Origin of the sequence: Citrobacter sp. C348, from assembly GCF_047467975.1 — a bacterium.
Lineage (GTDB): Bacteria > Pseudomonadota > Gammaproteobacteria > Enterobacterales > Enterobacteriaceae > Citrobacter > Citrobacter gillenii.
On sequence record NZ_JASJUJ010000001.1, the window covers coordinates 728,009 to 740,501 of the forward strand.

Annotated in this window: 8 protein-coding genes and 1 pseudogene; 4 read left to right on the forward strand and 5 right to left on the reverse strand. The window is 51.8% G+C overall.

Going from position 1 to position 12,493, the window contains the following annotated elements:
- The first annotated feature begins 35 nt into the window (after nucleotides 1-35).
- A complete protein-coding gene (gene ppx, locus QNN86_RS03505; protein WP_181617580.1) occupies nucleotides 36-1,577 on the forward strand; it encodes an exopolyphosphatase in 1,542 nt (513 codons plus the stop codon).
- Here ppx and QNN86_RS03510 read toward each other — a convergent pair.
- Complete coding sequence (locus QNN86_RS03510) at nucleotides 1,557-3,827, reverse strand: sensor domain-containing phosphodiesterase (RefSeq protein WP_182269364.1); 2,271 nt, start codon at nucleotides 3,825-3,827, stop codon at nucleotides 1,557-1,559. The two genes, ppx and QNN86_RS03510, sit on opposite strands and share 21 nt — an antisense overlap.
- Before the next feature lie 349 nt (nucleotides 3,828-4,176).
- Between QNN86_RS03510 and QNN86_RS03515 the strand changes: the two genes are divergently transcribed.
- Nucleotides 4,177-4,380 (forward strand): YfgG family protein, encoded by a 204-nt coding sequence (locus QNN86_RS03515; RefSeq protein WP_096756183.1) that lies wholly within the window; start codon nucleotides 4,177-4,179, stop codon nucleotides 4,378-4,380.
- Nucleotides 4,381-4,746: 366 nt separating this feature from the next.
- Nucleotides 4,747-5,611, forward strand: a pseudogene (locus tag QNN86_RS03520) (mechanosensitive ion channel domain-containing protein).
- 82 nt (nucleotides 5,612-5,693) lie between these two features.
- Here QNN86_RS03520 and guaA read toward each other — a convergent pair.
- Nucleotides 5,694-7,271 (reverse strand): glutamine-hydrolyzing GMP synthase, encoded by a 1,578-nt coding sequence (guaA, locus tag QNN86_RS03525; RefSeq protein ID WP_182269363.1) that lies wholly within the window; start codon nucleotides 7,269-7,271, stop codon nucleotides 5,694-5,696.
- 64 nt (nucleotides 7,272-7,335) lie between these two features.
- Nucleotides 7,336-8,802, reverse strand: coding sequence for an IMP dehydrogenase (guaB, locus tag QNN86_RS03530; RefSeq protein ID WP_181617583.1), 1,467 nt, complete (start codon nucleotides 8,800-8,802; stop codon nucleotides 7,336-7,338).
- 160 nt (nucleotides 8,803-8,962) lie between these two features.
- Between guaB and xseA the strand changes: the two genes are divergently transcribed.
- Nucleotides 8,963-10,336, forward strand: a complete 1,374-nt coding sequence (xseA, locus tag QNN86_RS03535) for an exodeoxyribonuclease VII large subunit (protein WP_181617584.1) — start codon at nucleotides 8,963-8,965, stop codon at nucleotides 10,334-10,336.
- Here xseA and QNN86_RS03540 read toward each other — a convergent pair.
- Together QNN86_RS03540 and QNN86_RS03545 are read right to left on the reverse strand one after the other, a co-directional pair.
- The gene (locus QNN86_RS03540; RefSeq protein ID WP_181617585.1) at nucleotides 10,333-10,548 is read right to left on the reverse strand and encodes a zinc ribbon domain-containing protein; all 216 of its coding nucleotides are present in this window, start codon (nucleotides 10,546-10,548) and stop codon (nucleotides 10,333-10,335) included. The two genes, xseA and QNN86_RS03540, sit on opposite strands and share 4 nt — an antisense overlap.
- A 117-nt stretch (nucleotides 10,549-10,665) precedes the next feature.
- The gene (locus tag QNN86_RS03545; RefSeq protein ID WP_181617586.1) at nucleotides 10,666-12,207 is read right to left on the reverse strand and encodes a peptide MFS transporter; all 1,542 of its coding nucleotides are present in this window, start codon (nucleotides 12,205-12,207) and stop codon (nucleotides 10,666-10,668) included.
- Between the last annotated feature and the right edge of the window lie 286 nt (nucleotides 12,208-12,493).

A 12,493-nucleotide genomic window follows, 5' to 3' on the forward strand; every position in this document is an offset into this window, starting at 1 on the left:
CACATACACAACTTGAAGTATGACGGATAAACGCTATGCCAATACACGACAAGTCACCACGACCGCAGGAATTTGCTGCGGTCGACCTGGGTTCAAACAGTTTCCATATGGTTATTGCCCGCGTAGTTGACGGAGCGATGCAAATTATAGGGCGACTAAAACAACGCGTACATCTGGCGGATGGCCTCGGCGAAGACAATAAGCTGAGCGAAGAAGCCATGGAGCGTGGATTAAGCTGTTTGTCATTGTTCGCGGAACGACTGCAGGGCTTTCCCCCATCAAGCGTCTGTATTGTGGGGACCCATACGCTGCGTCAGGCGCTAAATGCCCCTGATTTTCTCAAGCGCGCAGAAAAGGTCATCCCCTACCCGATCGAAATTATTTCCGGTAACGAAGAAGCCCGACTGATTTTTATGGGCGTGGAACATACGCAGCCGGAGAAAGGCCGTAAGCTGGTGATCGACATCGGCGGAGGTTCTACCGAACTGGTGATCGGTGAAGATTTCGAGCCTAAACTGGTCGAGAGCCGTCGGATGGGCTGCGTCAGCTTTGCCCAGATGTATTTCCCAGGCGGCATTATCACTCGGGAAAACTTCCAGCGCGCCCGCATGGCGGCAGCGCAAAAACTGGAAACCTTAACCTGGCAGTTTCGAATTCAGGGTTGGAACGTGGCGCTGGGTGCCTCAGGCACCATTAAAGCGGCGCACGAGGTGCTGCTGGAGATGGGTGAAAAAGACGGTTTTATTACCCCTGAACGCCTGGAGATGTTGACCAGCGAAGTCCTGAAGCACTCCTCTTTTGCCGCGCTCAGCATGCCGGGGCTGTCCGAGGAGCGGAAAGCGGTTTTTGTTCCCGGACTGGCTATCCTGTACGGTGTTTTTGATGCGCTGGCAATACGTGAGCTGCGCCTTTCTGATGGTGCGCTTCGGGAAGGCGTACTGTATGAAATGGAAGGTCGCTTCCGCCATCAGGACGTACGCAGCCGTACCGCCAGCAGCCTGGCAAACCAGTACAACATCGACAGCGAACAGGCGCGCCGCGTGCTGGAAACCACTATGCAAATGTATGAGCAGTGGCATGCGCAGCAGCCTAAGCTGGCGAACCCGCAGCTGGAAGCATTACTCAGATGGGCCGCCATGCTGCATGAGGTGGGATTGAACATCAACCACAGTGGCCTGCACCGCCACTCGGCTTACATTCTGCAAAACAGTGACCTACCAGGTTTTAACCAGGAACAGCAGTTGATGATGGCGACATTGGTTCGCTACCATCGCAAAGCGGTTAAGCTCGACGACCTGCCGCGCTTTGCGTTGTTTAAGAAGAAGCAGTTCCTGCCGCTTATCCAGCTGTTACGTCTGGGTGTCTTGTTGAACAACCAGCGCCAGGCGACAACTACGCCGCCGACTCTGACGCTTATCACCGACGAGAACCACTGGACATTGCGCTTCCCGCATGACTGGTTCAGCCAGAACGCGCTGGTTTTGCTCGATCTGGAAAAAGAGCAGCAATACTGGGAAGCCGTAACGGGCTGGCGGCTTAAAATTGAAGAAGAACGCTCACCTGATATCGCCGCATAACGCTTCTACAGGTGCCAGAATTTCTGGCACCTGTTCTTGCAAAATCTCATGCAGCGGCTGCGGTTTACCGATCAAATAGCCCTGCATATAATCAATTCCTAAAGAAACCACCGCGCTGCGTATCTCTTCGCTTTCAACATACTCCGCCACCACCATCATTTTTTTCATTCGCGCCAGGTGACAAATCGATGCCACAATTTGGTAGTCGAGGCTATTCGAAACAATATTGCGAATAAAGCTGCCGTCAATTTTCAGGATATCGGCGCTCACATTTTTCAGTCGCGCATAGCTGGCATAGCCGGTGCCAAAATCATCAATCGCTATCTGACAGCCAAGTAACTGCAATTGCAGCAGCGTTGCCTGCGCTTGCTCGGCATTGGTTAAGGCATTGCTTTCCGTTACCTCGAAGACCAGTTGCCAGGCTTCAATCTTATATTTCGCCAGCAATTGCGCGATGTCGGTCGGCAGTCGGGCGCGACACACCGAGGTAGGCGATAAATTAATAGCAAAGCGACGGGCTGGCATTCTCTCCCGATTCTGAGCCATAAATTTCAACGTATTCTCGATGACCCACAGATCGATGCTGGAGGACAAACCGAACTCATGCGCGACGGGTAAGAAACAATCCGGCGTAACGATTTCATCGTCATCCCCTTTCAGACGCAGCAGGATTTCATGGTACACATCGCCACGCACACCATAAATGGGCTGTGCCATCAGGAAAAAGCGATTGTACTCCAACGCCTGCTGTAGCCGATTCATCATCGCCACTTTATTTTTCAGGTCCCGCTGCAGGTGCATGGCGCCACGACGTTGCAAATTTTCAGGCGTATTGGTTGCAAGGGAAAGTTCGGCAATGGTGCTAAGTTCGCCCAATAACAGGTAGATATGATTAACCGGAGAGCGAACATAGCAATAACTGATCCCAACCTGTGGCTGTAAAGGCATACCATCCCAGACAAAGCGGAATTGCTTGATGTGCTGATCCAATGCCTCAATGCGCTGCTGGTGGGACTCGGTGTTAAACCGCAGGACAAGGTCATTACCCGATAACTGAAAGACGTACTCATCCTGTTCCAGAAAGGGCGCTATCCAGTGAGCGATTCTTTGCTTGTACTGGATACGTAGCATGATCCCATAATTTTTGACCAACGGTTCCATGCCAGGGATCCGCAAGAAACAGAGCACGGACCAGGGCGACTTCTTCAGCTCCCGGTTCAACGCGCGCAGATTTGGAAGATGTACCATAGGATCAAAATACGCCAGACGATATGTACGTCGGGTAACGGCTCTCTGACGCGTTGCCAGCACGGCGATGTAATTTACGATAAAGGAGAAAACAAGATAGCTCGACGAGGTGATCGCCAGCTGCGTATCGTAACCTGAGTACCAGGGCATGTAGCTCTGATAATGATGTATTCCCGTAATGAGTATGACCGCCCACATCAGTGAAATAAGTCGATAACCGTAACGCATCGCCCCCCACAGCATGACGGGCAATAACAGGGATAAGGTATAATTCGTACTGAATATCGAGCTATTTTCATTTAACGGCATACACAACAGCGTCATCAACGTCGTCAATACTATCAACCACGCTGCAAACTCCGTCTTCGAGACTTTATTATCAAACTGCTGTTTTAACTGAGAAAAATAGCCGCGCAGGTGAAAAGGGTTCCGTATTGCCCGAATGATGAAATAACATAGCGGAATACCCACAAGGTTTCCCGTCAGTAAGGCCTGATAATTGATCAACGTGCCGGTATTGAAAGGCATGACGCCCATCATCCCTGATTTGCTCGCATACACGCCAACAAACGCGGCAAACTGAAAGAGTACCAGGAACAGCGTTGCCGGACAGAAAACCTGCCAAAATATACGTTGAAACATCAGATGCGAGTCACCGTGAGCCACATTGTTCCGTCGGGGGGCAAACACCCGATATCCACCCCAACTCAGAACAATCGTTACGACAAAGTGTGCAATGATTGACACTGTTTCAAACACGCCAACCTGGGGGAGTTTATACCAGCCGATCGCAATGATAATTCCCGGTAATGCGGCCCAGCCAAAAAAGAGCATCAGGCTAATCATCAGCGCTAAAGGTAGATAAAAAAGAACGACGTTCCCCGTACTAATATGCGCGTAGGTGTTCACACAACTCAGTAAAGGCAACAGCAGGGAGGGTAAGATGAGAGGTAGTGCCCACCATTGGTCTCTAATAACAATATACTTTTTATTGATTTTCATAGATGCTCAGTAGAGTCCCTCACATCCTGAAGGGGTATTCAGACAGGTATCCCACCTGACTTTAAAACAATGATGTACAACACATCATAATGACTCATCAATTTTAGTTATCACCTGAGTAGGGCGTTTGACATATATCAAGAAAAACAGGACCCATTAATCATTTATTACCCTTTTCCTCTTTTGTTATCGTTAATTCATTATTAATGCAAATAATAAAATTATCTTTCATAACATAAGAAGATAAAACAACTGATGCATTTTTACATAATGATGAATTGACCATTCCCTCACAGTGTGCCTTAATGTAAGCATCGCCCATTGTTGGGCACACTTTAAGGAACCCTTTGTGAGCCAGGTTACCAGCCTACGAAAACGACACCGATTTAACAGTCGCATGATCCGGATCGTACTGCTTATCAGCTTCCTCTTCTTCTTTGGACGCTTCGTCTACTCTGCTATCGGTGCGTGGCACCACCATCAGGACAAGAAAGAATCCCAACAGAGCAGCCTGTCGCAACAGACTTCCCCTGTTCAAATCGATAAACATTAATCGCTTAAAGACCGCTGTAAAGCTCTGCGCTTCAAGATTCCTTACCGGATGGCTAATCGTCTGACAGTTAACCATCCGGTAAGGGATTTGTGTTCCCTCCTGTCACTATTTTTATAACGCCACACGTCACCCCAGCCAATCAATTTTGATTTCCGCACAATTACACTATCTTTTCGCTCCTTATCACCACACTATTCACGCTGCTTTTCTATGTTTCTGTTTATTGGAAATAATAAACGCAAATACAGCTCAAATGCCACTAACCAATAGTGTTAATTAATATAACTGGCGTGCACATTTATATATCAAATGTAATTGAATATTTATATAAGCCTTTTATTTTTATACATTCAACAGGGTAATACGATGCAGGGTTTTACATTATTTCCGAAAATACGAAGCGGGCTTGAGTGGATCACTGGGCACAGCGATGCAGTAATTCAATTTGGCTGGAACATTGTTGCCGCCGTGATTTTACTGTTTATCGGTAAGTTCGTCTCACGGTTGCTTTCTCGCGGACTGGAGAAACTGCTGTTAAAGCGTAAAGTTGATATCACCATTATCCAGTTCTTCACTGCGTTAGTCCGCTACATCATCCTCGCATTTTTTGTCGTTGCGGCTCTGGGCCGCATCGGCATTGAAACGTCATCCATTATTGCCATCATCGGTGCCGCCGGGCTGGCCGTCGGTCTGGCGGTCCAACTTTGCGGCTGGCGTGCTGCTGGTCTCCCTGCGTCCATTTCGCGCCGGCGAGATCGTACAAATTGGTGCAGTCACCGGGACAGTCGAAAAAGTGCATCTTTTCTCAACTACCCTACTCACCGCTGATAGCAAAGAGGTGGTGATCCCTAACGGTAAAATCATCTCGGACAATATTATTAACTACTCTCGCCACCCGTTTCGTCGTATCGACCTGGTGATTGGCGTTGGCTATCAGAGTCGGATTGCAGAAGTGAAACGCGTCATTACTCATATCATCGAGCAGGATAAACGCGTTGATCAGAGTCGCGGCGTAACCGTGCGTCTGGGCGAACTTGCCGCCTCATCGCTTAACTTCTACGTTCGCGTTTGGGTGCGTAACGGCGAATACTGGAACACGTATTACGATCTACTGGAAAACATCAAAGAAGCGATGGATGCCAACCATATCGACTTGCCCTATCCGCAGATGGATATCCGTGTCCAGAACGTCCCATCACAATCACAGCCGCAGCTACAACTGGTCGATTGACTGCAAAAATAAAAAACCCTCTGTAAAGACAGAGGGTTTTTGTGCAAATAGCCAGAGTAAAATCAGGCAAAGGGGAAGGTTATTATTCCCACTCAATCGTCGCTGGTGGTTTACCGCTGATGTCATACACCACGCGGGAAATACCGTTCACTTCGTTGATGATACGGTTGGACACGCGGCCCAGGAAGTCATACGGCAGATGCGCCCAGTGGGCGGTCATAAAGTCGATGGTTTCAACAGCACGCAGGGAAACCACCCAGTCGTACTTACGGCCATCACCCATCACGCCAACGGAACGTACCGGCAGGAACACGGTGAACGCCTGGCTCACTTTGTTGTACAGGTCCGCCTTGTGCAGCTCTTCAATGAAGATAGCATCCGCACGACGCAGCAGGTCACAGTACTCTTTCTTCACTTCGCCCAGTACGCGCACACCTAAACCTGGACCCGGGAACGGGTGACGGTACAGCATGTCGTACGGCAGGCCCAGCTCCAGACCAATCTTACGCACTTCGTCTTTGAACAGCTCACGCAGCGGCTCAACCAGCCCCATCTTCATCTCTTTCGGCAGGCCGCCGACGTTGTGGTGAGATTTGATGACGTGGGCTTTACCGGTTGCAGAAGCGGCAGATTCAATCACGTCAGGGTAGATGGTGCCCTGCGCCAGCCACTTCACGTCTTGCAGTTTCAGCGCTTCTTCGTCGAACACTTCAACGAACACGCGACCGATAATTTTACGTTTGGCTTCCGGATCGTTCTCGCCTTTCAGCGCGTCGAGGAAACGCTGTTCGCCTTTAACGTGAACGATGTTCAGACCGAAGTGGTCACCAAACATATCCATGACCTGCTCGGCTTCGTTCAGGCGCAGCAGACCGTTATCAACAAAGACGCAGGTCAGGTTTTTACCGATGGCGCGGTGCAGCAGCATGGCAGTTACGGAAGAGTCAACGCCGCCGGACAGACCGAGGATCACTTTGTCGTCGCCAACCTGCTCACGAATACGGGCAACGGCGTCATCGATGATTTTTGCCGGTGTCCACAGCGCTTCACACTGGCAGATGTCACGCACAAAGCGCTCCAGCATACGCAGGCCCTGACGGGTGTGGGTTACTTCCGGGTGGAACTGCACGCCGTAGAAACGTTTTTCTTCGTGCGCCATAATGGCAAACGGGCAGCTTTCAGTGCTGGCAACGGTGACGAAGCCTTCCGGGATAGCGGTAACTTTGTCGCCATGGCTCATCCACACATCCAGCAGCGGTTTGCCATCTGCGGTCAGGGAATCTTCGATACCACGGATCAGCGCGCTATCGGTCTGAACTTCAACCTGCGCGTAGCCGAATTCACGTTCGTTAGAACCTTCAACGTGGCCGCCCAACTGCATCGCCATGGTCTGCATGCCGTAGCACACGCCAAATACAGGGACGCCTGCATTGAAGACGTACTCTGGGGCACGCGGGCTGTTCGCTTCGGTGGTGCTTTCCGGACCACCGGAAAGAATGATACCGCTAGGGTTGAATTCGCGAATTTGTGCTTCCGTAACATCCCATGCCCACAGCTCACAGTAGACGCCCAGCTCACGTACGCGACGTGCCACCAGTTGCGTGTACTGCGATCCGAAATCGAGGATGAGAATGCGATGTTTATGAATATTGTCTGTCATTGACGCTAATTCCGAGGCAAGTGAAACAAATTCGCCCGGCATAGAAGCCGGGCGCGGAAACTGATCAGGAGCCCATACGGTAGTTAGGGGACTCTTTGGTAATGGTCACGTCGTGAACGTGACTTTCCTGAATACCCGCACCGCTGATGCGTACAAACTCTGCTTTCGTTCGCAGCGCGTCGATAGTACCACAGCCGGTCAGACCCATACAGGAGCGCAGGCCGCCCATCTGCTGGTGAATGATCTCTTTCAGGCGGCCTTTATAGGCCACGCGGCCTTCGATACCTTCCGGTACCAGTTTGTCAGCGGCGTTATCGCTCTGGAAGTAACGGTCAGAAGAGCCTTTGGACATCGCGCCCAGAGAGCCCATACCACGGTAAGATTTATAAGAACGCCCCTGGTACAGTTCAATTTCACCCGGAGATTCTTCGGTACCGGCCAGCATAGAGCCCACCATTACCGCCGCCGCACCTGCCGCGATCGCTTTCGCGATGTCGCCAGAGAAACGAATACCGCCGTCAGCGATAACCGGAATACCCGTACCTTCCAGCGCTTCAACCGCGTCAGAAACGGCGGTGATCTGCGGAACACCCACGCCGGTAACGATACGGGTCGTACAAATTGAACCCGGGCCGATACCCACTTTAACCGCGCTGCAACCGGCTTCAGCCAGCGCACGAGCGCCTGCGCCCGTTGCAACGTTACCACCGATGATTTGCAGATCCGGGTATTTCGCACGGGTTTCACGGATACGCTGCAATACGCCTTCAGAGTGGCCGTGAGAGGAGTCAATCAGCAGCACGTCAACGCCGGCAGCAACCAGCGCGTCAACGCGCTCTTCATTACCCGCACCCGCACCGACTGCAGCGCCGACGCGCAGACGACCATGCTCGTCTTTACAGGCGTTAGGTTTACGTTCGGCTTTCTGGAAGTCTTTTACGGTGATCATGCCGCGCAGATGGAAGCTGTCATCAACAACCAGCGCTTTCTCAACGCGTTTTTCGTGCATTTTTGCCAGCACGACATCACGTGCTTCGCCTTCGCGAACAGTGACCAGACGCTCTTTCGGCGTCATATATACGCTGACCGGCTGGCTGAGATCGGTCACGAAACGCACGTCACGACCGGTGATGATGCCGACCAGTTCGTTATCTTCCGTCACTACCGGGTAGCCCGCAAAACCGTTACGCTCGGTCAGTTCTTTCACTTCGCGCAGGGTGGTGGTTGGCAGTACGGTCTGTGGGTCAGTAACCACGCCAGATTCGTGTTTCTTCACGCGGCGAACTTCTTCCGCCTGGCGTTCAATAGACATGTTTTTGTGGATAAAACCGATGCCGCCTTCCTGAGCCAGGGCAATTGCCAGGCGCGCTTCCGTCACGGTGTCCATCGCTGCAGAGAGCATAGGAATGTTCAGGCGAATGGTTTTCGTCAACTGGGTGCTGAGGTCAGCAGTATTCGGCAGAACGGTAGAATGAGCGGGAACGAGGAGGACGTCGTCAAACGTCAGGGCTTCTTTTGCGATACGTAGCATGGGCAATATCTCACCTGAGAGGTTATTAAATATTGCCGCGGCATTATACAGAGCGTAACCGATTGCATCCACACTTTTTTGCAAAAAAACCTTGCGCTCCTCTGTGAGCATGTTACTTTCGATTGAATAACCTGCTGATTTAGAATTTGATCCCGCTCACATGTTATCCTCTCAAACCGCTTCAATTTTTACCGTAAGTCGCCTTAACCAGACGGTGCGCCTGCTGCTCGAGCAAGAGATGGGGCAAGTGTGGATCAGCGGCGAGATTTCTAACTTTACCCAGCCCTCTTCCGGCCACTGGTACTTCACCTTAAAAGACGATACCGCCCAGGTACGCTGCGCGATGTTTCGCAACAGCAACCGCCGCGTCACGTTCCGTCCGCAGCACGGACAGCAGGTGCTGGTGCGCGCCAATATTACGCTGTACGAACCGCGCGGTGATTATCAAATCATCGTCGAAAGCATGCAGCCTGCGGGTGAAGGTTTATTGCAGCAGAAGTATGAACAGCTCAAAGCCAAACTGCAGGCCGAAGGATTGTTCGATCAGCAGTTCAAACAATCACTCCCAATGCCAGCTCATTGTGTCGGGGTGATCACTTCGAAAACCGGGGCGGCGCTGCACGATATTCTCCACGTACTCAAACGTCGTGATCCTTCCCTGCCGGTGATTATCTACCCGACAGCGGTACAGGGTGACGATGCACCGGGGCAAATCGTTCGCGCTATCGAACTGGCGAACGCCCGCAACGAGTGCGATGTGTTAATCGTTGGCCGTGGCGGCGGTTCGCTGGAAGATTTATGGAGCTTTAACGACGAACGCGTGGCGCGGGCTATTTTCGCCAGCCGCATCCCGGTGGTCAGTGCAGTCGGCCATGAAACCGATGTCACCATCGCTGATTTTGTCAGTGACCTGCGGGCCCCTACGCCGTCTGCGGCAGCAGAGATTGTTAGCCGCAATCAGCAGGAATTATTACGCCAGATTCAGTCCGTTCAGCAGCGTCTGGGCATGGCAATGGACTACTACCTCGCCAACCGTAGTCGTCGCTTCACGCAGACCTTCCACCGTCTGCAACAGCAACACCCTCAGCTACGTCTGGCGCGTCAGCAAACTACGCTGGAACGACTGCGTCAGCGGATGAGCTTTGCGCTGGAAAACCAAATCAAACAGGCCAACCAGCACCAGCAGCGCATACTGCATCGTCTGAACCAGCAAAACCCGCAGCCACGTATTCATCGTGCACAAACGCGCATTCAGCAACTGGAATATCGGCTGGCGGAAAATATTCGTGCACGGCTTAGCGAGCAACGAGAACGTTTTGGCAACGCGGTGACGCACCTCGAAGCGGTCAGTCCACTCGCGACACTGGCGCGCGGCTATAGCGTTTCTACCGCCACCGGCGGCGGCGTGTTGAAAAAGGTCAGTCAGGTGCAAGCCGGCGATCTCATCACCACGCGGCTGGAAGACGGCTGGGTGGAAAGCGAAGTGAAAGGCGTAACGGTCGCGAAAAAAACGCGGAAGAAAAAGCCGGGTTAAACCGGCACAAATTCTACGCGTTTTTTAGAAATCAATCCGTGGCCGTTCTGGCAAAAGTAGTCCACCGCACCGCAGGCTTTTAGCACCTGAAGCGGCTGATGGCACTCAGGGCAACGCGCTTCCAGTTGAATATCTTTATTGCAACGCTCACAGTGCGCCACACCGTTTTGTGGCTCCAGTTCCGTGTGACAATCCGGGCAAATAATCGACATAATGACGCCTATAGAAAAATTGATGACGTCGTTAATGATACCACTATGCACTTCATGTAGGCGGTGTAACCTGCGTTTACCGGGGCATAACTTCACCCCGGTAAAATAGAGGTTCTGTTAGGCGCTAGCGGCCGGTTTAGTCTGGGTATTTTCCAGCATACGGCGGATCGGAATAATGAGGACGATCAGAACTGCGGCACAGATTAGCAGCGCAATGGAGCAACGCGCAAACAAGTCTGGCAGCATATCCAGCTGGTCAGCCTTGACGTGACCACCAATCAAACCGGCTGCCAGGTTGCCCAGCGCGCTTGCGCAGAACCACAGTCCCATCATCTGACCACGCATTCTTTCTGGCGCCAGCAGCGTCATGGTCGCCAGACCAATTGGGCTCAGGCACAGTTCGCCGAGCGTCAGCATCAGGATACTGCCTACCAGCCAGAATGGCGAAACACCCGCGCCGCCATTTGCCAGCACGTCCTGCGCCGCAAGCATCATTATGCCAAAGCCCGCCGCCGCACAGAGAATGCCGATAACAAACTTGGTGATACTGCTTGGGCGAATGTTCATGCTCGCAAGTTTAGGCCACGCCCAGCTAAATACCGGCGCCAGCAGGATGATAAACAGGGCGTTAATCGACTGGAACCACACCGCCGGGATTTCAAAATCGCCAATCATACGGTTTGTGTAGTCGTTGGCAAACAGGTTAAACGAGGTCGGTTTCTGCTCAAATGCAGACCAGAAGAACGCCGCAGAAACCAGCAGAATAAAGCAGACCAGCAGTCTGGCGCGCTCTTTACGGTTCAGGCCCGCAAAGACAAACAGGTAGATGAAGTAACAGGCGACAGATGCCGCAATCACGTACACCAGCATGCTGGCAACCGCAACCGGGTTAATCACAATCACGCCTTGAGCAATCAGCGTAACAACGACGGCCACACCCGCAGCCAGCGCGAGTAACCACGCACCGACACCGTTTTTCTTCGCGACCGGGTTGTTCCAGGTGGAATCGAGCCCCACTTCGCTATCGTAACGTTTCATCGCCGGTACGGCAAAGAGACGGAAGATAATCAAAGCTACCAGCATCCCGATACCGCCAATACCAAAACCCCAGTGCCAGCCATGCGTTTTAATCAGCCATCCTGAGATCAACGGTGCTATGAACGAACCGATGTTGATGCCCATATAGAACAGCGAGAAACCGCCATCACGGCGCGCATCGCCTTTTTTATACAGCGTACCGACCATCACCGAAATACAGGTCTTAAACAGACCAGAACCCAGCACGATGAACATCAGGCCGATAAAGAACAGGTTGTTACCCATGATAGCAGAGAGCGCAATCGACAGGTGGCCGAGCGCAATCAGAATAGAGCCATACCACACCGCTTTCTGCTGGCCGAGCCAGTTATCCGCCAGCCAGCCCCCCGGCAGTGCAGCGAGATACATGGTACCGGCAAAGATACCGACAATCGCAGAGGCATTTTCACGCGCCAGCCCCATTCCACCGTCATAAACGGTGGCCGCCATAAATAAGATCAGTAACGGACGGATGCCGTAAAACGAAAAACGCTCCCACATCTCCGTGAAAAATAGCGAGCCTAGCGGATAGGGATGGCCGAAGAACGTTCGGCTTTCTTGTGGTTGAGTAGACGGTTGCATAATTCTCCTGAAAAGGTATGTGTTGTGCGGGTAAACACCACGCTGTACGCCGGCCAGTTATGTATCTGGTCGATTTTTTTACAGGTAGCGAAAAGTTAATTAGCCATTTGAGGGTCTGGAGCCATTTTTGTCTAGTACCAACCCCTGCACTTTAAGATGAAAATTCGACAATTGTCTACTTTCTTAGATTTAAACTTGGTCAAAAAAGAATAGTCATTGACATTATACAGACACACAGGACTATAAACAGACGAAAAAAACCCGCGACAAGCGCGGGTTTTCATAA

Bases quoted from the DNA above. Each gene is read 5' to 3' on its own strand.
- QNN86_RS03545 (WP_181617586.1), bottom strand. From the start codon at position 12,207: ATGCAACCGTCTACTCAACCACAAGAAAGCCGAACGTTCTTCGGCCAT.
- guaA (WP_182269363.1), bottom strand. From the start codon at position 7,271: ATGACAGACAATATTCATAAACATCGCATTCTCATCCTCGATTTCGGA.
- ppx (WP_181617580.1), top strand. From the start codon at position 36: ATGCCAATACACGACAAGTCACCACGACCGCAGGAATTTGCTGCGGTC.
- QNN86_RS03510 (WP_182269364.1), bottom strand. From the start codon at position 3,827: ATGAAAATCAATAAAAAGTATATTGTTATTAGAGACCAATGGTGGGCA.
- guaB (WP_181617583.1), bottom strand. From the start codon at position 8,802: ATGCTACGTATCGCAAAAGAAGCCCTGACGTTTGACGACGTCCTCCTC.
- QNN86_RS03540 (WP_181617585.1), bottom strand. From the start codon at position 10,548: ATGTCGATTATTTGCCCGGATTGTCACACGGAACTGGAGCCACAAAAC.
- xseA (WP_181617584.1), top strand. From the start codon at position 8,963: ATGTTATCCTCTCAAACCGCTTCAATTTTTACCGTAAGTCGCCTTAAC.